This is a genomic window from Haloarcula litorea, from assembly GCF_029338195.1.
GTDB lineage: Archaea > Halobacteriota > Halobacteria > Halobacteriales > Haloarculaceae > Haloarcula > Haloarcula litorea.
Genome location: NZ_CP119780.1, coordinates 80,929 through 103,191, shown reverse-complemented (window position 1 = coordinate 103,191; position 22,263 = coordinate 80,929). Strand labels below are relative to the sequence as shown.

Genomic DNA, 22,263 nt, shown 5'->3' with positions numbered 1-22,263 from the left:
TTCTGGGGAAACTGAATAACGGTTTGGCGACGTCCTCGTCGGCGACTTTCGCTAGCGTTACCAGGTGATACCAACGCCCGGGAAATCATATTCCCATCCATCGCCTATGCAATACCACGATGACGGTAACTACGCCGGGGCTGCATCACGTGACCGCGATCGCAGGCGACCCAGAGCGTAATGCCTCGTTCTACGTAGAGACACTCGGCCTGCGATTCGTGAAGCGCACTGTCAACCACGACGACACGAAGACATACCACTTCTACTTCGGAGACGGTGAGGGGACTCCCGGGACGAACTTCACATTCTTCCCGTGGACCGACCGCGGCCGAAGAGGGGAGTTCGGTGCTGGACAGGCCCAGGCTACGGCGTACCTGATCGAACCGGACTCCCTCGAGTACTGGGTCGACCGACTCGAATCCAGAGGTGTAGACGTCGAACAGAGCCAACGGTTCGGTGAGGCGGTCCTTGCGTTCGAAGACCCTGACGGAATCGGTCTCGAACTCGTCGCTTCGGAGGCAGCGGCCGCTGCCGACGCGGAGCCGTGGGACGACAGCCCGATTCCAGCTGACCACCAACTCCGGGGGTTCCATAGCGTGACTCTGGCAGTCCCGGAGTTCGCGCCGACTGCGTCGGTTCTCACGAACGTGTTGGGCTATGAACTGGATGGTGAATCGGACGGGCGACGACGCTATCGCGCGGCTGGCGAGAACCCTGGATCGGTTATTGATCTCGTCGAGACGGACCTGGAGCGAGGACGGATGGGAATCGGAACAGTGCACCACGTCGCGTTCACGGTGACCGATGTGGAGGCGCAGGAACGCTGGCGAGATGCATTCTCCGACCACGGTCAGCACGTTACCGAAGTCATCGACCGGAAGTACTTCCAATCGATTTACTCTCGGGAACCCGGTGGCGTCCTCTTCGAGATGGCGACGACGAAGCCCGGGTTCACAGTGGACGAGAGCATCGACGAACTGGGTTCGAGGCTCACGCTACCGGAGTGGCTGGAGAACGAACGCGCGGAGATCGAGGCGCACCTTCCACCGTTTGATCACGAGTCTATCGGCTCTGGAGAGCACTGAAATAGCACGGGGGAAACGGTTTCTGTAGGAGTGAGAACCGACTGTCCGCGCGTTCACCGACAGTTCGGTCCCGGGGCTTGAATACACACTGTGTACGGCCGCAAAGTCATCCGTTGCTCTTGATCACTGCAACGAATCGAGTTCGAGTGTTGCGACGTTGTACCGTGGTTTCTATTTGATATTAAAAGATACAATCTGGAGCCGTCCTATGTGGTGGGACTAGTGGTCGGTCCTCAGTCGCTCGCGTTTTCGTAACCTGGTCGTCTCCTTCCTCGTCCGCCCAGTCGTGGAGTAACTCGGATGCGATAGCGTTGTAGCTCGTTGGCGTCACACCGGCGTCCTGCGTCCGCCAGAGTGCAGCTTCGCGTCCGAGGTCGTTGATTGCGCCCGAGGCGTCGAGCACTGCCTGAACGTCGTGGCCGTCTTTTGTGGCTTGTACAGCGGCGAAGGTTCGTCGAGTGCGACTCGGTCGCACTCTGTCTTTCACTCGCATACACGGGCCCTACTCGCTGACGGTGTCGGTACTCTCTAGTCGGTTGTCGATTGCTTTCGCCTCGAGAGTGGTTCCGATACTGGAAGACAGCAGCGCCAAGCCGAGCAGCAGGTCCGTCGGTACTGGCGGCCCACTTCCGAACAACGTGGGATACGTTGACGCATAGAGTAACGCAATCGCAAACACGAGCTTGATCGTCGCGCCTTGTTTCTTGCCGCCACTCGTCGGCCCACCAGAAATTACGCGAAGGACTGCTGGTCTTTCCGTGGACGGGGACGACGACAGTAGTCCGACACCGGTGAGGAGACCGATTGCGATCGGGAATCCGATCGCCGGATCTGTGACGTCTCGTAGAATTAACGCTGTGACACTTGCGAGCACTCCGAACCCGTGGAGGGGAGGTGAGAGCTTCTCCGAAACTGAAATCCAGTCAGGTCGGAAAAATCCGTCAGCAGTCATTATAGGATGCAGGACAGACGAGCGGTCGTCGGCAGCTACTCGACTTTACGTCGGAATCACTCCACAGTGCAATCCAGTTCGACCTGCGGCCGTTCCTCGTGGGGCCGGAGCCCTCAAACGAGCGCCGACCTGTACGGGTTACGACGTAAGGTATTCGCTTCACGGATGGTTTCCTAAGCGCCGTAATATGATTAATTTGATGAGTGGTGTAGGGAGGGACACCAGGTGTTCAACGGGTTAGTTAGGAGTGAATACCTCGGCGTGATCCCGCGCGAACGTAGCGAAACTCCCGGGCGGTTCGCCGGTGACTCGGTGCACGTCATTCGTGTTGAGGTCGGCGAGTCCATCCCCGAACGCGACTTGAAGCCCGACCATCGCATCTGCCAGCCACTCCGGACCACCGTCGTTTATAATCGCGCGCTTGGCTTCCGAGGGAGCCAGTTCCCGAAACGCCACCTCCGTACCGGTAGCCTCGGTAAGCGCTTGTGCCATGGCCTCGAACGTGATTGGTTCGGGGCCGGTGGGTTTGTATACCGCCCCACGATGCTCGTTATTACGGAGTACCGTGGCGACGAGTCGTGCGACGTCGCGCGTATCAACGACGTTGATTTTGGCGTCTGCCGGCGTAGCTCGACCGAACTGGCCCTCTGACCGAATCGTCTCTGCATCGTTCAGGAGGTTTTGCATATAGCTGACCGGGCGGATGAACGTGTAATCGAGGGACGACGCGGCTATTTCCTGTTCGACGCGTCCGTGCCACCGTGCGATGTCCCACGATGTATCGGGATCTGCTCCAGCAGCTGAAAGTTTGACGAGGTGTGTTATATCTGCACGTTCGGCAGCAGCGACGAAGTTCGACTGCATCTCGGCCATGTGCTTCACGTTCGGGGAGAGTAGAAACGCTTGGTCGGTTCCAGTGAGCGCGTTATCCAGCGTCTCCGGAGCCATGAAGTCCCCTTTGACAACCTCGACGTCCAAATTCTCGCTCCAACCGACGCGCTCTGGGCTCCGCGTCATCGCTCTCACGGATACGTCTGAATCAGCGAGTAATCGGACGACGACGGAGCCGATATTCCCGGTCGCGCCGGTGATGAGGACTGTTTGCACGAGTGTAATTATCGGATGGACCGCTAAAATATAGTACTGTCTCTCAGTTATCTGGCTGCGGATGAAAGGGAAGCTGGTCGGTGTCTACTAAGACTACAGTAGTGAACGGGTTTCCAATATCTGCGGGGACACCAGCGAAGGGGAGTCGTGTGTTCACGTGCAGAACGCTCCCGCTTCCAGCAGTCCTCACCACGCACTCACCTCGGAGAGATTCATAAGTACGTCAATACTGAGAGTAACAGCAGGGTTGCCTCTAGATATCTGGTTACATTATATTACCTGGTTCTAATACGAACCTATTTGTATCTTCAGCAATAAGATGACAGCAGACAATCTCGATGGCATCGATTAATTCCCGGGACGAGAAAGCACAGGAGGACAAAAGCCCGAACGCGTGTTCGGTTGTCGAAGCTGTGAACGAGATTGGATCAGAGTGGCGGCTGATTGTGCTCTACGATCTCGTCAATTCGGAAGAAAAGCGTTTCAACGAACTCAAGCGATCAACGGGTGCTAACTCTCGAACACTATCGCGTGTCGTTGAAGATCTCGAGGATGGCGGGCTCGTTGAGCGGCGTGTCGAGGATAAACCGATCGCCACCTACTACTCTCTCACCGATAGCGGTGCGTCGCTGTGCCCGGTGTTCGACGAGATCGAATGCTGGGCTGACGAACATCTATAGTTCGACTCCAGCAGCTGGATTGGCTGCAGGACAACGTACGCAAGTAGGGAACGATCTCTCGGGCCGAAGGGATGGTTGGTGGATTTCGCGTACTCGGTCATTCAACAGTCGACCACGAGATGCTGGCCGCTCGAGAAGGCCAAATTGAGCACGGGGAAATGGTGGTATCAAAACGCCATCATATTTGTTCGGTTCTGGCAGCGTGCTCTGTCAGGGGATTTTGATGTACGAGTAGCCGTCCGATTCGAGATTGGCCACCCCACCGATGCCGCTGGGGACGGTTCCGATACCATCAACGAGGTCGCCGGATGATATGTTCTGGGCGTTCATCGCGTTCCGACACGCTTTGAACTCAACACCGTGTTCCATCAATACACGAACACGGTCAGCAACATCTGAATCAGACCGGAGGTGTTGTACGCCACCGCCGTTAGCGATGAGCACGACTGAGTCCACGTCAGCGGTCTCATCACCCAACAGGTTGGATACGTTCGCAAGCGCTTCTGCTCCATCTACACTCTGGCTGCTGGACAGGTGGAACACGATATCCATCGCTATCACTCACTCCGGCCTATAGACCGTTAAATACGGTAGTAACGGGAGGAAAACCAGGTGGGATGCACTATTTTACGTCACTCAGTAGCATACAGCAGGCCGAGAGCCTGTCGTGAGCGACGCTGGTTTCCTTGACCACATATAGTAACAGGCCCGTCACCAGGTCACCCACATATCACATAAATTTCATTAATTCCGTCTTCCAATACGTCGGTGGAGAGGACTCAATTCCGGACCCAAATCTCAAAGAGATCTATGGAAAGAGAAGATACGCCAGCGCTAACCCGCCATATCGATAGTCAGGAGTCGATCGAAGCTATTGTTGCCGAGGCTATCGCCGATATAGAAAATACTCATCCAGCGAAGATAGAGCCGATATATGAATCGATTGATATTGGAGCAGTAGATGCGCTGCTGCGTTCCGCGGACGCCCAGGTGTTGGTAGAGTTCGAACACGACGATCTCGTCGTGAATATCATCGGCAGGAGCCGAGTAGAGGTTTTCAATTGAATTCGAGAGATGGCGGTGCGGAAGAGCCGTACCTGAATCCCTTCTGCAAGAGTTACAAATCATCAGTTCGCTCGCCGAGAGGGACCGCGAATTGCCGACTCGACATTTGTTGATAGATCGCGTGTGAGGGAATATCAGATGGTCTCAGAACTACTCGATGTTCCAAATAGGACTCGTGAAGAGTCACAGGAGGTCAGTACACTAGAGCTATTCTTCGATCTGGTGTTCGTGTTTGGATTCATCCAGGTTGTAGATTTTCTATCAGCTAATCTAACTTGGGAAGGGATGGCTCGTGGTATAGCGTTGCTGGGAGTGCTCTGGTGGGCGTGGGTAACCTACTCCTGGTTGACGGACGCCATACCTGCCGCAGAGACCCTCGCTGGGCGGCTCGTCATTCTCACTGCGACAACAAGTATGTTCGTCGTTGCAGTAGCCGTCCCGGGAGCTTTTGACGGCCACGCATTACTCTTCAGTCTCGCGTATTTCGTGGTTCGAGTCCTACATATAGGCTTGTATATCCTCGGTACTGAACCGGAGACTCAACAGGGTGTTCGACGACTGGCACCTGGATTTCTCGGTGGGCCAGCACTTTTAATCGTTGCCAGCTTTCTCAACGGGGCTGCCCAGGGAGCACTCTGGGCCAGTGCGCTTGCGATCGACTACGGTGTGCCGTACATCCGCGGGAATGAAGGCTTCTACATCGATGCTCAGCACTTCGTCGAACGGTATCGCCTCATAATCATCGTCGCGCTCGGAGAGATACTGATTAAGATGGGGTTCAGTGCAACAGAACTGAGCTTGGATCCGGCCCAAATCCTCGGTATCGTGCTCGGAATGGGGTTCGTTATCACGCTTTGGTGGCTGTACTTTGACTATCTCGTTTCGGCGGCAGAACGGCGACTCGCAGATACAGAAGGACACGAGCGTGCGCTTCGAGCGCTCGTCTCCTATAGCTACATCCATTTTCTCATCGTTTGTGGAATCATCTTCACTGCTCTCGGTATCAGAGAGGCTATTTCTCATCTCGGGAGTGCCCTGGAGATGCTCCCGACGGTTGCCCTATACGGCGGTGGAGCGCTCTTCTTATTCGGCCGTGGCGAATTTCAGCGGCGTGAAACTGCTCAAATACCCGCACCCGGGCTGGTAGTTGCGGCCGTCATTGTTCTCTTGATTCCGATCGGCGCTCGACTCCAAGCACTGACCGCCTTGGGGTTCGTAGTCATATCATTCGCCACCCTCCTGACGTACGAAGTAACGGATCATAGACTCCTGAGAACTCAGTAAAAAGTGCTCGAAAGATTACACTCAGTTCGCCACGCAGTCGGTGACTTTCCTCGGCATAAACACGCACCGGTCCCAGTGTCGTTGAGTCCGGGACAGAGTGCTCTGACAGCCTCCAGCCGTCGATCCCCCTTGCCGAACTTGGAACGACCGGTCGCTTTTCTGTTGTTCAAACGAATATTCGGAGTGAACCGGACAGCCCTGATATTGGCTGTGACCTACACAAGAGGAATTGGCGACCATGGCTAAGCATTCACAGTACGCCCGTTACTACCTCATTACGGTCGTAGGAACGATCGTCGTTTTCACCCTCGCATATGACTACGGGATGACTACCTTAGAAAACCGGCCTCAGCCGCTTGTAAACTCTTTCCAGGTCGTCTTTCAGACGTTTACAACCGTCGGATACGGAGAGGATGCACCGTGGACGAGCCCCATAATGAACGTACTTGTTATGGGTATGCAAGTAACTGGTATTCTTCTCATTTTCGCTGCCCTCCCCGTGTTCGTTATCCCGCTGATTGAGGATGTTCTCGCGACGGACCCCCCAACTGCCGTTGATGACGTTCACGGACACGTCATCCTCTGTTCGTACACACGAAAGAGCGATGCGTTGATTTCTGAGCTCAGTGAACACGACGTTGATTACGTCATCGTGGAGTCGGACCGGGAGACTGCCGTATTATTGTACGAACAGGGCCACTCTGTCGTGTACGGCGACCCCGAAGTAACCGAGACACTCCGGAAGGCTCAGGTCGACACCGCGACAGCCGTAGTGGCTGATGCATCCGACGAGGTGAACGTTAGCATCGTTCTCGCAGCAGAGGAGGCGACAGACGAGATATACACGATCAGCATCATCGAAGATTACGACCTCGCCGACTACCACCGCCATGCCGGTGCTGACCGGGTCTTTTCGCCGAATCAATTGCTCGGCGAACGGCTCGTAGACAAGGCGACGACGATGGAGCCGATGAACTTGGACGATGTCGTTGAACTCTCTGAAGAGTTCGAAATCGTCGAAGTCCCCATCCAGCCTCGGAGTGGACTCGTCGGCGAGACACTCTCCGAAAACCAGGTCGCCGAGCGGACCGGTGCGGCTCTACTCGGGGCGTGGATCGGGGGCGAATTTACGAGCCCAATTCCACCGGAAACGGTTCTCGACGGACAAACGATCCTGCTCGCCGTTGGTCGTAAACCACAACTAGACCGGCTCAAGCAGCTGGGCAATTCGGGAATCCACCGACCCGTTCACGGTCACCACAGCGTCGTGGTTGCCGGGATGGGCGAGGTAGGGTCGGCAGTCACGGACGCGCTGGCACGCGCCGAGATAGAGCCGACAACACTGGATATCGAGGACAAGCCGAGTGTCGATGTCACGTGTAATGCGACGAACCCCGAGGCGCTCCTCGACGCGAATATCGAAACGGCACAGACTGTGATCCTCGCGTTGCCAGACGACACTGATGCGGTGTTTGCCACACTTCTCGTTCGGAGACTCAACCCCGAAGTGAAAATCATCGCTCGGGCGAACGAAGCCGATAGTATTCCCAAGCTGTACCGGGCCGGTGCTGACTACGTGCTGGCGCTTGCGACGGTCACTGGAGAGATGATTGCTGGAGAGATCCTCCCTGCTGGGGGACCTCTCTCACCTTCCGAGCGGGTGCAGATCGTCCACAGGGAGGCCCCAAAGCTTGCCGGGCAGACACTCGCCGAGTCGAGAGTGCGCACGCGAACCGGAGTGACAGTTGTTGCCGTCGAGCGCGACGGCGAGATAATCTCGGGGATCGATCCGTCATTCACCGTACGCGAGAACGATGCGTTACTCATTAGCGGGACACAGGAAGAGATCGAGCAATTCAGCGAATTCACCAAGTGACTCCTGCCCCGCTGCAGAACAACTACGTCATTTGCAGGCAATTGACATCCCGCGATACTACGTGCCTCGGACGTGCTACCGGATACGCACGAAGCGATACAGACAGTCCGAACACGCGGACATTTCCCGCTGATGCTCTCGGTTCACAGGACCAGCTCTAATTTCAAACGTGTTCTATCGAATCATAAGGGGCAGATACGTCGGTTTCAGGGGTCGAGACCGAGGATGTCACGTGCCTCATCGGGGGTCGCGACATCCCGCCCGAGCTCGTCCGCGATACGGACGACTCGTTCAACGAGTTGAGCGTTACTCGTGGCGAGCTCTCCCTCGCGGTAGTAGACGTTGTCCTCAAGACCGACGCGGACGTGGCCGCCGAGTAGCGTCCCCATTGTCGCGAACGGTAACTGGTGACGGCCGAACCCGAGCGTATTGAACAGCGCGCCCTCGGGGAGGTTGTCGATCGCGTTCAGAAAGTTCCGCGGCCGCGGCGGTGTCAGCGTTCCGGGTCCGAAGATGAGCGTCGTATAGACGGGGTCGGCGAGGTCGCGCCGGTCGAGCAGCCCGTGGACCTCGTTCAGGTGGCCGTCATTGAAGACCTCGAGTTCGGGTTTGATACCACGATCGCGCATCTCGTCGTGCAACGAGTCAACCAGCCCGCGTGTGTTCTCACTGGTGAGATGGTCGTAGCGGTTGAGCGGCCCCATGTCGAGAGATGCCATTTCCGGGGGCGGATCGGTCCGCAAAGGGAGGTGACGGTCCGCATCGGGTGCGCCCGTTCCCCCGGTCGAGTGCTGGATAATCACGTCGTCGGCGTGTCGGCGGATCTCGTCGTCGATTTCCTGGAACCGTTCGGTCGCGAAGCTGCGCTCGCCGTTCGGCTCACGGGCGTGCAGGTGGACGACCGAAGCGCCGGCGGCCTCGGCGGCGGCGGCCGCGCGCCCGATCTCTTTCGGGGTCTCGGGGAGGTTCGGGTTCGCCTCCTTCCCGTGGACACCACCGGTCAGCGCCGCGGTGACGACGAGCGGCGTGCCGGCAAGGTAGCTCTCGTAAGTCACGGTGTCAAGTCCTCGGTATTCTCACGGTAGATTTCGCAGTGGACCGCGTGATCGAGACCGTACCGGTCGTTGCAGATATCCGCTCTCATCGCCTGGACGAACTGGTCTGTAGCGGTGCAGTATGCCCGAGGCTGGTCGAACTGCTCACCATCCGACTCACTCCGGTATTCCAGATACGAGCAAGTCATAGTCTCCCTTCTCAGGGGTGCTGCATAACGATTCTGCGACATCCCCGTCAGGGAGTTACACCTGTGTTACCTGACCACGACGAAAACGGGAAGCGACGTCTGGATTCACTGCCCGCAGGCCCACACTGACGACGTCGGGACTTCATCACTGCCAGTCGTGACGAACTGGCGAAAAAGGTCGAGGGGCGACGCCGTTATGATTCGTCAGGCAATAGGCCCGAACCCGTCGCCGATCTCGTCGAATCCGAGCACCTTGGCCGGGAATTGGACTCGACAACAGTCGATAGCCAGGCTTCTAAACGGCTAACTTGAATCGGCTTGCGTGAGGTCACAGCGGCCCATCAGACTCGGATGAGAACTCCTCGTCCCAGTCTCTGGCCCACTCCTCTAATGCCCCTAACGCTTCGTTTAGTTCTTGCCCCTTCGTGGTGAGACCGTAGTAGACAGCTATCGGGGCATCTTCCTCCACTCGCCGGTCGACGATATCGCTCTCGACTAACGTATCGAGCGCATCCGAGAGGGTCTTCGAGCGCGCACCGGTTGAACGTTTGAGTTCGTTAAACCGCTGTTCGCCGTCTTTGAGGGCGTGTATCACGTTCACCCGCCATGGAGTGCCGATCTGGTCGATGGTACTGACGATTGGACATGCCGAATCGTTCTGCTGTTCGATATCCTCCTGTCTGGACTCTGACTCCGCACACATAATCAATCGGGCCTCGGAATAGCACAACCAGTCGTTGTCTCGGGATACGATTCGACCCCAGCGTACCGGACAAGCTCCGCCCCCAAGGTGTCTATCCGCTCGGCCAGGTGCTCGTCGGTGAGGCGGCCATCTTGGAACTTCTCGTGGGCTCTGGGAATCGCAACTCCACTGGGTAGCACCCAAGCACTCAGTTCTCGGGAGACTGATTGGAGGTGTTCCAGGGCCGGCGTCGGGAAGTCACCCCCTCCGACAACCAACAGTCCGACGGTCTTTCCCTCGAACTCGTCGAACCCACAGTAGTCAACCGCGGTTTTCAGCGGCGAAGCGTAGGAACCGTGGTATATCGGTGAACCAAGCAGGACGCTATCGGCCTCGCCGATCCGGTCGCGGAGTTCCGGAGCATCACCGGCGTCGCTGTGATCCGGGTCAAACAGCGGGAGGTCCAGACTGGCAACCTCGACGAAATCAGTCGTCGCTCCACGGTCTTCAGCCGCGTCTAGCGCCTTGGAAAGCGCTCGATGAGTATGACTACTGTCGCGTTGACTGCCGCACAGGGCGACTATATGTTCATCTCCTTTTAATTTCATAGCTGGGAACAAGCAAGGCACTGCACCCAGATAACCTCTCGGTGGAAGTGTTTCCAGTAAAGTATCTGATGTTATCGACGGTCGGCTGTCGGAACGAGTGACGGCGATGAGAGGAGTGGTCACAGGGCACACCGAGAAGGTAGTGATGTCGAATGGGGTGATTCGAAGAAGCGAACTCCGTTCTGGGGTTCATCATTGGCCCGACTAGTCGAGCCGTCTCCAGAAACTCACCTACCGTCAGGTGCGCTTTTTTGCGTTACTGCTAGTTTCTCGTCGACTGTGAACGTCAGATCCTCGTTGACGTCCGGAATCGCGACCTCGATACGTATGGGGTCGGTTTCATCAATGGTGAGTGCTGCCGCGTCGACGATAAAGCCGAGCCCCCACATCGGGGTCGCCTCGACGTCGAGTCCGGCGTCTCGGAGTCGGATTGCGACCATCGTGTCGTTCAACAGCACGACACCGACGGGGACGAAGCTGTAGAAGCTACACCGATTGCAGTTGACGGAAGTAATGGCTGGGTGGTCACTAGCGAAATACTCGTCGTACCGTTCGAACTGCTCTACCACCCCGACACAGGCCCCTTGCTCCTGAACAGACCTGGTCAGTTCCCTCTCGACTCGTCCCGCACAAAACGGACAGATGCCGTCGAGTGCACAGGCCCAGATGTCCCGGGTTCGGCGATCGAATGCAGCGACGATTGCATCGGGCTCGCGATCTGCCGTACCACCCGGGTCGAACGGCCACTCCAGGATACGGTTACTGCAGTCAGTGCATCGGATTCGAGCGATGCAGTCAGTATCGTACTCGAACGTCAGCGTCCCGCCACACTCCCCGCAGGCTTCATCGAGACTCACCGGCCCAATGCTCGTCTCCTTGTGGAAGACGCCGCTCTGGATGGCGTCGAGTACACGATGCCCGGGGTACTGGAGTTCGTATCCACGCTCGGTCTTCGTCACGAAGTGGTCTTGCAACTGTTCTAGATGGTAGTTGAAACTACCCGAATCCCGCTCCCCCACGGCTTTCCGGAGTTCGGAGAACGATAGTCTATAATCCCGGGCATCCCACAGCGCGAGGAGGATCTCCAATCTGAGGTCGTGGCTCAGGACTTTGAAGGCTGACTCCGCGTCAGCGGCAGTTTCGGCTCTGCGAGAAGAGTCATCAGTCATATCGCCGAGTGGTTTCCGCGCTTGCAAAAAACTATGCCGCTCAGGGGCCAGCAGCGACGATCCAAAACATCCAGGTAGGACCTGTCTCGAGCCGCGGCAGAAGGCGGTGCCTCTGCAATTGCTGACTGACCGCCACCAACGGATGGACTCCAAGGTCCGTTCCGAGGACGGGAGTCACCGCCAGCGTCGCTCCGGTTCGGGTACCTTTCCATCCCACGATGGGGCCCACCTGTATCCACTATCGTTGGGGTCCCATCGAAAAGACCGCGGAGCCGTCAGTGGTGTCGCCTCTATGACCGAGGACCCGATCCGGACGGAACCTCCTCCCCCCAGTCCTGGGCCCACTCGTCGAGTGCCTCGAGTGCCTCGAGAAGTTCGTCGCCCTTGGTGGTGAGGTCGTAGTAGACGGCGATCGGAGCATCTTCCTCCATACGCCGGCCGACGACGTCGTTGTCGACGAGCTCGTCGAGGACGTCCGAGAGGGTCTTCGAGCGCGCGCCTGTCGCACGCTTGAGTTCGTTGAACCGTTTCTCCCCGTCTCGCAGGGCGTGGATGACGTTCATCCGCCATGGGGTGCCGATCTGGTCGATCGCGTTGATGACTGGGCAGGCCGATGCGTTCTCTTGCTCGATCTCTTTCCGTCGGGAGTCGTTTTGAGCAGACATGGTCAGGTGGTCGTACGAGGGGCGGTCATTTCACAGCGCGAATCGATACCAGCGTAGTCGACGGACCGGGTCGTTCCGGTCCGTTCACCGACTTTCTCGAGGACTGCGTCGAGGGAACGATGTGCCCGTCGGCTATCGTGGCCCCTCCACAGGGCGCAGCATCGTGTTCGTCCTCGGGTGACGCCATCGCTGAGAGAATACACGGGGAGAGATCTGATAAGTTCTCGGCGAAGTGAGTTAAAGTAACACTCCTGATAATTCTGCTCGTTATCCTCGGAAGCTCTGACCGCCGGCGGAACGAGTGGACCGTCCATACGACCCGACTATTACGGCAGTTCAGGCCGGCTGTCAGGTGTTCAGGTTCACCACCCCGAGTGCGGCCGTACCGAAGACGGCCGCGCCACTCGCGATCAGCAACGAGCCCCGATAGCCGACGGCACCGGCAACGAACGTGAACAGGACGGGTCCAGCTACCTGACTGACGCCTATCGTGGTCGTCTGGAGACTCATCACGCCCGCACGGACGTGGTCGGGGGCGATTGCGCTGACGCTTCCGAACAGCGTCGGCGTGACGAGCCCGCTCCCGACGCCGAACACGCACAGAGAGAAGACGAGGATTGCGAACGATGGCGCGAAAGCGACGCCGAGGAGACCCAGGGCATAGCACGTGAAGCCGGTCCCGAGCAGTGTCGTCACCGACGCACGGACGGTCAGCTTCCCGTTCTGTGTCGAGACGATGCCGGTCACCAGGAGGACCGTACTCGTGACGGCACCGACTGCAGCAGCGGAGAGCTCGAACGTCTCCGAGAGATAGAACGGCAGGACCGTGTAGAGACCGCCGAAGAGAAGTGTGAACGAGAGGAACATCACACCGTAGAGTCCAACAGCTCGATGGGTCGGAATTACCGCCAGTGCCTCCCGAACGTATCCTCGGTCGGTCGTCGACGCCGACGACGCTGCCCCGTCAAGCGCGAAGAAAACGATCCCCGCGACAGGCAGTGCAAGGCCGTACACGAGGAACGGCGCGTTCCACGCGCGGGCGGCGAGAAAACCACCGACGACGGGATAGATAGCAGTCCCCAAGGACAGCATCGCCGACGTCACGCCCATCACCGAGTCGTGCTGTGGGCCCTCGTACCGGTCACCGACGACGGTCATCGCCAAGGCAGAGAGGATGCTCCCGGCGGCACAACCTTGGAGAACTCGAAGTCCCAACGCGAGCGTGAAGTCGTTGGTGAACGCGATTGCGGTGCCGGCGGTCCCGAACACGACGAGACAGCCAGAGAGCACGTATCGTCGACTATATCGATCAGCGAGGGCACCGATCACCGGCCCGAGCAGTATTCCCGGGACCGCGTACGCCGTGATGAAGGATCCGGCTTGGGGAGCCGAGACACCGAACGTCGACTGGATCTGCGGGAGCGCGGGACTGATGAGCGGGACGTCAAGCGGTGTCATCAGGGTGGCGGCGAGGATGGCGAACAGCGTCGGCGACCGCCACGGAACGCCGACTGTGGACGTGGTGCTCGTCGATGTCCCGGTCGTTCCCATCCGTCTCAGAGCCCCACGCCGACGGCGAACGGCCACGAGAGCGTCGAGAGCGCCAGGAAGACCAGTGCGCTGCCGACCAGGCCGACGTTCTTCAGGAAGTGGATCTGTTCGTTCTGACGGTCCTGTCCCTCCATCGTCCAGAAGTCGTGCATGATGACCGTAATCGGGGCGAGGAAGCCGACCACCGCAATAGCACCGAGCGCAGGATAGATACCGGCGAGAACCGCCAGTGCACCGGCGACGAGTCCGAAGCTCCCGACCGGGACGGTGATCGATGCGAGTGGTGCCCCTTTGCTCTTCGCGTACCCGACGGAGGATTCCAGATCGAGCAGATTCCCCAGCGCGAGGTAGCCGATGACGAGCGCGAACAGTGCCCGGCCGAGCAGGAACGCCGTCCCGGACACCGCGGAGGAGAACGCCATCAGCTCTCACCTCCGAGATAACTGCGCGGAGGGTTGGTCGTCGCCTCGCTTCCGATTGTCGTGTAGCGGATGTCTAATATCGACATCGTTGCGAGTGAGGATACCGGCCAGCTACAGATATATTTCAGGCAAATTATACGACACCAGGTGTGCTGCAGTATACCGGTTTGAGAGGCTATCTATGGAGATATCACGAACCTATCGGTCGCCGTCGAGTGAGTCATACCAGTACCCGACAGGACTCATAGAGCCGTGACAGTGCGCCCAGAGAGCCCACAAGCGAACAAGAAGATGCGAACGGCTACTTCGAAGGAACCGCAGAGAGCGCTGTCGGGACATTCTGTCGCTTGACAAGGATGAACCCAGTGAAGACCACGGCGACCCTGACGACAGTGAGGGTCGTGATTCGCTCGTTGAGGTAGATGTTTCCCGCGATTGCGGTCGAGATCGGGTGTGCGTAGTAGGCGAGAGCCGTCTTCGTCGCACCGATGTTCTCCAGCAGCTCGAAATGAACTCCGGAGAGTAAAGCGGTAGCCAGGACCCCGCCACCAACCAGCGACCCCACATCCGGAAGACATCCATCGTTGAACTCTCTTCCTGGGAAGTATGCTTGATGACGGTCGTGACAGAGTCCGGGATTTCCCGACGTGAGACAAGGACTGTCCGGAACTCTGTCAGTCCCTCGGCCGTCGGGGGGCGGCCGTACAGCGATAGGAAGACGGTCTCTTCATTAGTCGACTCTTCGGTCACTTCCGCGATTGGGTACCCTCGGGTAGCGAGGGAACCGATCGTACCGACTACCTGGGAGACCTGTCTCGCCGACCGCGATGCCGTCCAACCCCTCGCTGACCGGCCCGGTCATTTGTGTGCCCGTCCTGTGGCCGTTCAATCGTCCGTTACAACCCGAAGCGCTCGTCTATTGGCCGTCACTCGGGTCTGGGCCGTCGAATATCGCCTTTCCTTTGCCGGCATTCCGACGTCGGGAGAGCCGAATCGATGGCATGTAATGTTCAGTCAGACTATACCCCACCGGGGTTCCTCTGCTATACTGGGCAACTCCAAGAATGACTCACGGACACGCCGCACACGGCTTTAGGGGAAATCCCTGGAAAGAGTTTCAGAGCACGGGCCGTCCCCATCGGACGAGCAACAGGGTCCCCAAACCAGCGACTAGAGCGAAGAGAACGTTCTCCGTGGCGCGAGCGACGAGAACCACGACGATTCCGGCGACCCACTCGGATGGCCCGCCTTCGAGGAGGCGAATCGTGAGGATAGAGACGACGATTCCACCCGGGAGAGCATCGAGCGCGTCTCGAGTTGATTGCCCCGGATCAATTCGATCAATCGCCCAGAACCCACCGGCCTTCGTCGCAAACGTGACGATGCTCATCCCGAACACCACCATCACTGCGGCCGGGGAGACCTCAGCGACCATCCTGGATCACCTCGATCAAACATGCGGCGACTCCACCAGCCAGAATGTACCACCGGCCCGGAAGAATCGTCTCGACTGTTACCGCGGCGACGGCAGCGAGAGCCCACGGGGCCAGCGAAGTGCGTCCATCCCAGAACCCGACGAGGAGCGCGAGGAAGATCGCAGTCAGGACGAACCCTAGTCCGTAGGTTTCCGGGTTAGCGATACGACCACCCGCAACTGCGCCGATGGCAGTGGCCAGCACCCAGAAGACCCAGATCGCGAGCCCGCTTCCCAAAAGAAACGCGCCACGGCCGGTGCCTTCTCTGAGATCTTCGATCGTCAGCGCCCAATTTTCGTCAGCCATGAAAAACAGGCTCACATAGGCTTGCCGGGACGAGAGACGCGTGAACCACTGTCGCAACGACGCTCCCATGAGCAGATACCGAAGGTTGACCACGAAGGTCGTTCCGATGACGGCGACGGCGGGGATCGGCCAGTCCCAGAGTCCAACGGCGATCAGTTGTGCTGCGCCGGCCAGGACGGTCGCGCTCATCAGGACTGCCGTGGTGACACTCAGTCCGGCCTCACGTGCGATGACGCCGAATATGAGTCCGTAGCCACCGACGCCGAGCGCAACGGGGACACACGAGAGGAATCCCGATACTGCGCCGCTCCGGGAGAAACGTAGTTCCTCGCCGTCTCCAGGCACCGACGCCTCGTCACTATCCTGTCCCGTCATAGCAACTGTATCAGCGTCTTCGCGAGACATCCTCTGGTCTCGTCACCACCACGATCTGTGCCTTGTCCAGAGACGCCGACCAGAAGCGAAATTGCGTTTCATCGGCCCTCCGAAGAACTCATCCAGAGGTATCCGTTCCCGCGTTTTTCGCTCCGGATATCACCGTCGTCAACGAGTGATTCGAGCACCTGACACGTCTCGCCGTAGTTGAGGTCGTAGGCCTCTGCGACCTCCTGGGTCGCGACGGTATCGTATCGATCGATGAACTCTCGAATCTCCGGTAGTTCGGCGCGTTCTAGCGACGGTGCGACTGCACGCAGTTCAGCGTCTAACCGCTCGAATGGTTGGAATCCCGATACACGACGGTCACCGTCCGGACCGTCGACGTGATACGTCGGGAAGGCACGAACACCGGACTCCCGGGCCTTCGCGAGATCCTCTTGAAACTCCGCTCGGGCGCTGCCGTCGTCCACAGCCGTTTCGAACGCAGAAACATCCAGTCCGACTGACCTGGCGATTTCTAGTTGCTCATCTCGACGATTGACGTTCCGAACCTCCGTCGCGTACGCCTCCCGGAGTCGCCGTAGATATCGTTGGCCCTTGTCACGACTTTGCTGTCGCGCAGCAACGTATGCGATGCTTGCGGGGTAGGTCGACTGCGCCGGGTCCTCGTCGAATATGGTGGTATCGACCGGCATCCCGTGGTGTTCGGAGGCCTCTTGCCAGTGTGGGCCGACCTCGCCCGGTTCGGAGATATCGTTCGCCGCATCGTAGAAGTCGTCGAAGTCCTCGATGAGTCCGCCCATCACGAACCGCAGTTCGATCTGGTCCCCGTACACTGTCTGCAGGTGTCTGATGATCGGTTCTGACCCCCAACACCAAGTGCACATCGGATCGGTGAACTGGGTCAGTGTGACCGTCGCGTCTGTCGCTTCTGTCATACACGTCCACTTGCGAATCCGTCTCGAATATATCTCAGACAACATATACTAAATCAGGTTTTCTTCGGAATACCGCGGTAGACCGCTGGGGGATTATATAACCGCTGCTACCGAATTGAGACCCAGTAAAAAACATTAGTATCAAAATATTAAGATATGTTCTCACCTGTAGGGGTTCCGATTGACTGACGAGCAACGACAGTTCCGCAACGAGGCACGGGAATTCGCACAGAGTATCGTCGAACTGCTGATAGACGAGTTGGACCCGATCGAGGGGCGAACGGGTGACTCGGATGTTGCAGCCATCGTGTGTTGTGCTCAGAGGTGTCTGGTACAGTACTTCCAGGTGACCACGCTGGTGCTCGGGACCACCCTACAACGACGACGCTGACGCACGCGAACAGGTTGTCCAGAGGACCGAGCACCAGTGCGACGACGAACAGGTTCACGACGCCGTAGATTAGACAGCCAGTCCGCACCGAATACGCACCGACGGCCGTGCCCGTCATCGCGCAGTGTGTACAGCACCGAGACCGGCGGAACGGGGAGTACCGCTATCGCCAGCACCACCCAGAGTCTGTTTCCGAGCGGTTCATCGACATAGAGTGTCAAGGGGAATTGCCGGAACGAGCGAGTCCGGATCATCGCTGTCCCGCCAGTACATCCGGAACAGTCTGCAGTCGTGTTCAGGGGTGAGCAGCATCGTCCACCTCCGGGAGTTCGCCCGTCGGGATTGCACCGGTTGCAGACCGACTCAGACGCGGTCAGCCGTCGACCGAGACGGGGGGAATCGTCCCACCGAGTCGGTCGCGGTCGTGCGCTGCTGACCAGTCGGTGTCCGGCCCGACCGGAACGAATCCGGTCGGATTGATCTCCTCGTGGCTCCGGTAGTAGTGCTCTTTCACGTGCTCGGACACACACGTCTCCCGGACACCCGGGAGCTGGTAGATGTCACGGGCGTACGGCCAGAGGTTCTCGAAGTCGACGAGCCGCTGCACGTTGCACTTGAAGTGCGTGTAGTAGACCGAGTCGAACCGGAAGAGCGTGGGGAAGAGGAAGACATCAGCGAGTGTCAGCTGATCGCCGGTCAGGAAACGGCGATCCTGGAGGACATCGTCCCACCTCTCCAAGCCGTCGAAGAGCGTCTCGACGGCTCGCTCGTACTCCACCTGCGTCTCTGCGAACCCAGCCTCGTACACCCCGAGGTTGATGTCGTCGTGGACTTCGCCGATGATCGAATCGATCCGATCCTGTTTCGCCTCGGGATACAACTCGACATCGCGCGACCCGAGCGAACCGAACGCTCGGTCCAGCATCCGGGCGATATCCGCTGATTCGTTGTTGACGATGGTCTCCGTCTCCGTGTCGTACAGGACCGGTACCGTCACCCGACCGGTATAGGCGGGATCGGCCGTCGTGTACACATCGCGGAGATACTCGAACCCGTGCACCGAATCCGGCGTACAACGGTCCTTCGAGGGTGTGAACTCCCAGCCATCGTCCCGCCGCACTGGGTCGACGATATCTACCGAGATCTCGTCGTCGAGTCCCTTCAGAGTGCGGACGAGAGCAGCTCGGTGTGCCCACGGGCAAGCACGGGAGATGTACAGGTGGTAACGGTCCGACTCAGCCACGTACTTCGCGTTGGGGTGTTCGGACCGGTCCCTAATCCAGTCATCGAACCCCTGGCTGTCGTGTCCCCGTTCGGGGCCGGTGACCCACTCCCCATCGATGAGCTTGCCCATATTACTCGCCTCCGGGAACAATCGCACTCTGACGGCCGATACCCACGTTGGCGATTCGATCGCGCATCGTAACTCAGCGTTGAGCGTCGACCACATAATATCTCAGGCGAGATACAGGAGATCAGGTATAGCTGACCGTATCTGGGATCATACGGTTTCGCGCGGCTTTCCGTAATTGACGTACAGCAACCGCGACAGCCCGCTTACCCGTCGACACCGATGGTCTCGAATCTCGCTCCTCCGACTGCCCTCTCGGCCACGCGGATTATCGAGTTGGGGAAAGCCACGTAGCACTTCCGTCGCCGTCGGATGGAGGAAGATGCTCCGATCGCCGTCTACTACGGCCTCACCACGAAGGGAGAGGAGCTACGCGCTGGCGGAACTCGACGAGTGGGCCAGGAACTGGGGCGAAGAGGTCCCGACGGGGCCGCGCCCGGAGAACCGGACTGTCGGCGGGAACTGACCGCCGGTCGCGGCTGCCGACCGCTCACTGCTCCGACGCCGGCGTGCCCCCGACCGCCTGTGTGAGCACGCCCACCGAGACGAGCAGGCCCACGAGCAGCAACACCAGTCCGACGGTCGATTCCAGCGGCTGGTAGAGGAGCCAGCCGACGCCGACGTTCACCCCCGAGAGCAGACAGGGGTAGAGAACGCGAAGGAGGGACATCGGTGATCGGAAGGTCGAACGCCACCACTAAAGGCGCTGTCAACGCTCAAACGCCGACTGAGCTTGCGAGTGGCTACCAACCGGTACGTAGCGGTGCGGCCGTCCTCGGGCGCGTGTCTCGCCGCCATCCCCGCCTCGACGGCCGTGGCGGCGCGGCCGACGCGGAACGCGAGCGCCGACGCCCCGTTCACTCGGTCGAGGATCGATCGGTACGTCGAGTCGGACAGCCGGGACAGACCGCGATGACGTTGTCCCCGCGGACGAAGAACGCGAGGCCGTCGTGGGTCCGGTAGAAGTGGCTCGCGAGCGTGTGGGAGGTCGACGAGAGGGACAGAGACTGTCCGTATGCGTCGTCTTCGTCCGTATACTCGCCGGTGACGTCGAAGTGTGCGACGTCCGGCCGGTTCGGGCCCGGGGTCGCGCTCCCGCGACAGACACCGCGTCGCGCGTCGTCCTGTGCGTTCCCGACTCACTGGAGCGTCCGGAGGGCCATCTCGGGCCGGGGCGCAGGCGTCGCCGTCCACGGCCCGTAGTTGTCGAGTCGGGAGAGTGTCGCCTGGATCATCGCGGCCGGAGCGGCGGGGTCGGTCTCTCGGCGGTTCGCGCGACGGCGGCGTCCACAGGCCGGCCCGCGCGTCCGGGAGCCCGCGGCCCCGTTGCGCGTACTTCGCGAGGACGTCCGCCTCGAAGTGGACCGGATCGCCGACCGCCTCGAAGAGGCCGGTGTACGCCGTCGTGTCGACGACGCCGGCCCAGATCGCGGCGAACCTCGGGGCGAGCTTCGTCCGGTTCAGGTGGTGGAGGTCCCGTCGGCCGACTCGCGTGGGGGAGCGAAGTCGACACCGGTGAGTTCGATCCGGGCACCGCCGGCGTCGCTCTCGGTCACGACGACCTCCCAGCCGTGTGCCTCGGCGATCCGCTTGACGATCGCGAGTCCGAACCCGGTCCCGTCACTCGCCGTCGTGAACCCGGGCTCGAACACCGCGTCGCGCCGGTCGGCGTCGATACCCGGCCCGTCGTCGGCGACGAAGAACCCGTCGTCGGCTGTCGTGCCGACCGCGATCTCCACACCGTCGTCCCGCTGCTCGGCGGTGTCGCCGCTCGACGACCGCCCGTCGGGGCGACCGTGCTCGATGCTGTTCTTGAACAGGTTCTCGAACAGCCGCCGCAGCCGCTCGGGGTCGGCCTCGACGACGACCGGCGCGTCGGTCGTCAGCCGTGCCGGCTCGGTCGCGAGCCCCTCCCAGGCGTCCGCGGCGACCGTGTCGATCCTGACCGGCTCCGCGACGGTCACCCGCCGGCCCTCCCGGGCGAGCGTCAGGAGCTCGTCGATCATCCCGTCCATACGCTCGTGAGCGGTCTCGAGTTTCTCGAAGTACTCCGGGTCGCCGCTTTCGGCGGCCAGTTCGGCCGCCCCCCTCGCAGTACTGAGCGGCGTCCGGAGGTCGTGGGAGACGAGGGAGACGAACTCTTCCAGGCGTTGGTTCTGCTGTTCCAGCTTCTCCCGTCGCTCTCGCTGCTCGGTCACGTCGCGGAGGATCCCCGCACACCCGCGGTACCGGTCGTCGAACGGGAGGGGTGCGAGGTGGTCGCGGCAGGGGACGTCCGCGCCGTCTTTCGGCTGGATCGTCACCTCGAACCGCTCGGTGTCCGGTCCGTCGCTCGAGAGGACCGATCGCAGTGCCTCGTTCGCTCGTTCGACGCTCTCGTCCGTCTTGATCAGCCCCGGCTCGCTGCCCAGCAACTCGGTGCGGCTGTATCCCGTCAGGTCCACGAACGGGTCGTTGACGTATTCGAAGGTGCCGTCCACGTCGACGACCCAGACGGGGTAGTCGAGGGCCCCCAGCACAGCCGAGTACCGCTCCGATGTGCGTTTCGCACGGTACTCTTCGATCGCGTGTTCGACCCGGTTGGCGAGCCGTCGGTGTTGCTCCGGACCACCCTTCTGTAGGTAGCTGGTCACGCCGGCGTTGATCGCGCTGCTCGCGATGCTCTCGCTCCCCTTGCCCGTGTACAGGACGAACGGGAGGTCGGGGTAGTCGGCCCGGATCGTCTCCAGCAGTTCGAGTCCGTCCATCCCGGGCATATCGTAGTCGCTGACGACACAGTCGAACGACCCCTGTGTCAGACGCGCGATCGCGTCACCCGGCTCGGTCTCCGTGGCGACCTCCGCCGCCGGCAGCTCCCGGTCGAGGAACGACCGCGTGACGCTCAGGAAGTCCGGCTGGTCGTCGACGTGGAGGAGACGGTATGGTCGCTCGGGAGTCCCGTCGGCGTTCGAGTCGGTCATGTGCTCTCTACTCCTGGGGGCTGCCGGCCGCGCTCAGTGCCCCGGGCGTTCGTCTCTGGACGTGAGTGTGTGCGA

At 59.8% G+C, this 22,263-nt stretch carries 22 protein-coding genes and 2 pseudogenes; 5 read left to right on the top strand and 19 right to left on the bottom strand.

Annotation, left to right across the window (positions count from 1 at the left end):
* The first annotated feature begins 119 nt into the window (after positions 1–119).
* Complete coding sequence (locus tag P0592_RS18220) at positions 120–1,085, top strand: ring-cleaving dioxygenase (RefSeq protein ID WP_276274137.1); 966 nt, start codon at positions 120–122, stop codon at positions 1,083–1,085.
* A 1,189-nt stretch (positions 1,086–2,274) separates the two neighbouring features.
* On the opposite strand, the gene P0592_RS18215 is transcribed toward P0592_RS18220, so the two are convergent.
* A complete protein-coding gene (locus P0592_RS18215; RefSeq protein ID WP_276274136.1) occupies positions 2,275–3,144 on the bottom strand; it encodes an SDR family oxidoreductase in 870 nt (289 codons plus the stop codon).
* 338 nt (positions 3,145–3,482) lie between these two features.
* Here P0592_RS18215 and P0592_RS18210 point away from each other — a divergent pair, with 338 nt between their 5' ends.
* Positions 3,483–3,824, top strand: coding sequence for a winged helix-turn-helix transcriptional regulator (locus P0592_RS18210; protein ID WP_276274135.1), 342 nt, complete (start codon positions 3,483–3,485; stop codon positions 3,822–3,824).
* 210 nt (positions 3,825–4,034) lie between these two features.
* Here P0592_RS18210 and P0592_RS18205 read toward each other — a convergent pair whose 3' ends face one another.
* Positions 4,035–4,376, bottom strand: coding sequence for a DsrE family protein (locus P0592_RS18205; RefSeq protein ID WP_276274134.1), 342 nt, complete (start codon positions 4,374–4,376; stop codon positions 4,035–4,037).
* A gap of 258 nt (positions 4,377–4,634) precedes the next feature.
* Between P0592_RS18205 and P0592_RS18200 the strand changes: the two genes are divergently transcribed.
* The 3 genes from P0592_RS18200 (at position 4,635) to P0592_RS18190 (ending at position 8,049) form a co-directional block, all read left to right on the top strand.
* On the top strand, positions 4,635–4,889 hold the full coding sequence (locus tag P0592_RS18200) for a HalOD1 output domain-containing protein (RefSeq protein WP_276274133.1): 255 nt from the start codon (positions 4,635–4,637) through the stop codon (positions 4,887–4,889).
* A gap of 138 nt (positions 4,890–5,027) precedes the next feature.
* A complete protein-coding gene (locus P0592_RS18195; protein ID WP_276274132.1) occupies positions 5,028–6,173 on the top strand; it encodes a low temperature requirement protein A in 1,146 nt (381 codons plus the stop codon).
* A gap of 238 nt (positions 6,174–6,411) precedes the next feature.
* The gene (locus P0592_RS18190) at positions 6,412–8,049 is read left to right on the top strand and encodes a potassium channel family protein (RefSeq protein WP_276274131.1); all 1,638 of its coding nucleotides are present in this window, start codon (positions 6,412–6,414) and stop codon (positions 8,047–8,049) included.
* Positions 8,050–8,255: 206 nt separating this feature from the next.
* On the opposite strand, the gene P0592_RS18185 is transcribed toward P0592_RS18190, so the two are convergent.
* From P0592_RS18185 to P0592_RS18110, 17 genes and pseudogenes are all read right to left on the bottom strand, one after another.
* Entirely contained in the window at positions 8,256–9,104 is an 849-nt protein-coding gene (locus tag P0592_RS18185; RefSeq protein WP_276274130.1) for a beta-keto acid cleavage family enzyme, read from the bottom strand.
* 516 nt (positions 9,105–9,620) lie between these two features.
* Entirely contained in the window at positions 9,621–9,995 is a 375-nt protein-coding gene (locus P0592_RS18180; protein WP_276274129.1) for a winged helix-turn-helix transcriptional regulator, read from the bottom strand.
* Positions 9,996–9,997: 2 nt separating this feature from the next.
* Positions 9,998–10,582 (bottom strand): NADPH-dependent FMN reductase, encoded by a 585-nt coding sequence (locus P0592_RS18175; protein WP_276274128.1) that lies wholly within the window; start codon positions 10,580–10,582, stop codon positions 9,998–10,000.
* A gap of 227 nt (positions 10,583–10,809) precedes the next feature.
* The gene (locus P0592_RS18170; protein ID WP_276274126.1) at positions 10,810–11,751 is read right to left on the bottom strand and encodes a winged helix-turn-helix domain-containing protein; all 942 of its coding nucleotides are present in this window, start codon (positions 11,749–11,751) and stop codon (positions 10,810–10,812) included.
* A 290-nt stretch (positions 11,752–12,041) separates the two neighbouring features.
* On the bottom strand, positions 12,042–12,416 hold the full coding sequence (locus P0592_RS18165) for a winged helix-turn-helix transcriptional regulator (protein WP_276274125.1): 375 nt from the start codon (positions 12,414–12,416) through the stop codon (positions 12,042–12,044).
* Between the two features lie 348 nt (positions 12,417–12,764).
* Positions 12,765–13,967, bottom strand: a complete 1,203-nt coding sequence (locus P0592_RS18160) for an MFS transporter (protein ID WP_276274124.1) — start codon at positions 13,965–13,967, stop codon at positions 12,765–12,767.
* 5 nt (positions 13,968–13,972) lie between these two features.
* Positions 13,973–14,389 (bottom strand): DoxX family membrane protein, encoded by a 417-nt coding sequence (locus P0592_RS18155; RefSeq protein ID WP_276274123.1) that lies wholly within the window; start codon positions 14,387–14,389, stop codon positions 13,973–13,975.
* 301 nt (positions 14,390–14,690) lie between these two features.
* Complete coding sequence (locus tag P0592_RS18150; RefSeq protein ID WP_276274122.1) at positions 14,691–14,954, bottom strand: EamA family transporter; 264 nt, start codon at positions 14,952–14,954, stop codon at positions 14,691–14,693.
* Positions 14,955–15,013: 59 nt separating this feature from the next.
* Positions 15,014–15,148 (bottom strand): annotated as a pseudogene (locus P0592_RS20260) (citrate synthase/methylcitrate synthase); the annotation flags it as partial.
* 358 nt (positions 15,149–15,506) lie between these two features.
* Entirely contained in the window at positions 15,507–15,824 is a 318-nt protein-coding gene (locus P0592_RS18145; protein ID WP_276274121.1) for an AzlD family protein, read from the bottom strand.
* The gene (locus tag P0592_RS18140; protein WP_276274120.1) at positions 15,814–16,545 is read right to left on the bottom strand and encodes an AzlC family ABC transporter permease; all 732 of its coding nucleotides are present in this window, start codon (positions 16,543–16,545) and stop codon (positions 15,814–15,816) included. The genes P0592_RS18145 and P0592_RS18140 overlap by 11 nt, the downstream gene beginning before the upstream one ends.
* A 98-nt stretch (positions 16,546–16,643) precedes the next feature.
* A complete protein-coding gene (locus P0592_RS18135) occupies positions 16,644–17,486 on the bottom strand; it encodes a DsbA family oxidoreductase (RefSeq protein WP_276274119.1) in 843 nt (280 codons plus the stop codon).
* Positions 17,487–18,250: 764 nt separating this feature from the next.
* Positions 18,251–19,231, bottom strand: coding sequence for a glutathione S-transferase family protein (locus P0592_RS18130; protein ID WP_276274118.1), 981 nt, complete (start codon positions 19,229–19,231; stop codon positions 18,251–18,253).
* A 487-nt stretch (positions 19,232–19,718) separates the two neighbouring features.
* Entirely contained in the window at positions 19,719–19,898 is a 180-nt protein-coding gene (locus P0592_RS18125) for a hypothetical protein (protein WP_276274117.1), read from the bottom strand.
* A gap of 187 nt (positions 19,899–20,085) precedes the next feature.
* Positions 20,086–20,352, bottom strand: a pseudogene (locus P0592_RS18120) (GTP cyclohydrolase IIa); the annotation flags it as partial.
* 15 nt (positions 20,353–20,367) lie between these two features.
* A complete protein-coding gene (locus tag P0592_RS18115) occupies positions 20,368–20,463 on the bottom strand; it encodes a GTP cyclohydrolase IIa (RefSeq protein ID WP_276274116.1) in 96 nt (31 codons plus the stop codon).
* 225 nt (positions 20,464–20,688) lie between these two features.
* The gene (locus P0592_RS18110) at positions 20,689–22,188 is read right to left on the bottom strand and encodes a hybrid sensor histidine kinase/response regulator (RefSeq protein ID WP_276274115.1); all 1,500 of its coding nucleotides are present in this window, start codon (positions 22,186–22,188) and stop codon (positions 20,689–20,691) included.
* Positions 22,189–22,263 lie beyond the last annotated feature (75 nt).

Excerpts from the sequence above, each read along its gene's own strand:
- P0592_RS18140 (WP_276274120.1), bottom strand. The coding sequence starts at position 16,545 with ATGACGGGACAGGATAGTGACGAGGCGTCGGTGCCTGGAGACGGCGAG.
- P0592_RS18115 (WP_276274116.1), bottom strand. The coding sequence starts at position 20,463 with ATGATCCAGGCGACACTCTCCCGACTCGACAACTACGGGCCGTGGACG.
- P0592_RS18190 (WP_276274131.1), top strand. The coding sequence starts at position 6,412 with ATGGCTAAGCATTCACAGTACGCCCGTTACTACCTCATTACGGTCGTA.
- P0592_RS18210 (WP_276274135.1), top strand. The coding sequence starts at position 3,483 with ATGGCATCGATTAATTCCCGGGACGAGAAAGCACAGGAGGACAAAAGC.
- P0592_RS18200 (WP_276274133.1), top strand. The coding sequence starts at position 4,635 with ATGGAAAGAGAAGATACGCCAGCGCTAACCCGCCATATCGATAGTCAG.
- P0592_RS18195 (WP_276274132.1), top strand. The coding sequence starts at position 5,028 with ATGGTCTCAGAACTACTCGATGTTCCAAATAGGACTCGTGAAGAGTCA.
- P0592_RS18160 (WP_276274124.1), bottom strand. The coding sequence starts at position 13,967 with ATGGGAACGACCGGGACATCGACGAGCACCACGTCCACAGTCGGCGTT.
- P0592_RS18125 (WP_276274117.1), bottom strand. The coding sequence starts at position 19,898 with ATGTCCCTCCTTCGCGTTCTCTACCCCTGTCTGCTCTCGGGGGTGAAC.
- P0592_RS18220 (WP_276274137.1), top strand. The coding sequence starts at position 120 with ATGACGGTAACTACGCCGGGGCTGCATCACGTGACCGCGATCGCAGGC.
- P0592_RS18165 (WP_276274125.1), bottom strand. The coding sequence starts at position 12,416 with ATGTCTGCTCAAAACGACTCCCGACGGAAAGAGATCGAGCAAGAGAAC.
- P0592_RS18175 (WP_276274128.1), bottom strand. The coding sequence starts at position 10,582 with ATGAAATTAAAAGGAGATGAACATATAGTCGCCCTGTGCGGCAGTCAA.
- P0592_RS18170 (WP_276274126.1), bottom strand. The coding sequence starts at position 11,751 with ATGACTGATGACTCTTCTCGCAGAGCCGAAACTGCCGCTGACGCGGAG.
- P0592_RS18145 (WP_276274121.1), bottom strand. The coding sequence starts at position 15,824 with ATGGTCGCTGAGGTCTCCCCGGCCGCAGTGATGGTGGTGTTCGGGATG.
- P0592_RS18130 (WP_276274118.1), bottom strand. The coding sequence starts at position 19,231 with ATGGGCAAGCTCATCGATGGGGAGTGGGTCACCGGCCCCGAACGGGGA.
- P0592_RS18180 (WP_276274129.1), bottom strand. The coding sequence starts at position 9,995 with ATGTGTGCGGAGTCAGAGTCCAGACAGGAGGATATCGAACAGCAGAAC.
- P0592_RS18205 (WP_276274134.1), bottom strand. The coding sequence starts at position 4,376 with ATGGATATCGTGTTCCACCTGTCCAGCAGCCAGAGTGTAGATGGAGCA.
- P0592_RS18135 (WP_276274119.1), bottom strand. The coding sequence starts at position 17,486 with ATGACAGAAGCGACAGACGCGACGGTCACACTGACCCAGTTCACCGAT.
- P0592_RS18110 (WP_276274115.1), bottom strand. The coding sequence starts at position 22,188 with ATGACCGACTCGAACGCCGACGGGACTCCCGAGCGACCATACCGTCTC.
- P0592_RS18155 (WP_276274123.1), bottom strand. The coding sequence starts at position 14,389 with ATGGCGTTCTCCTCCGCGGTGTCCGGGACGGCGTTCCTGCTCGGCCGG.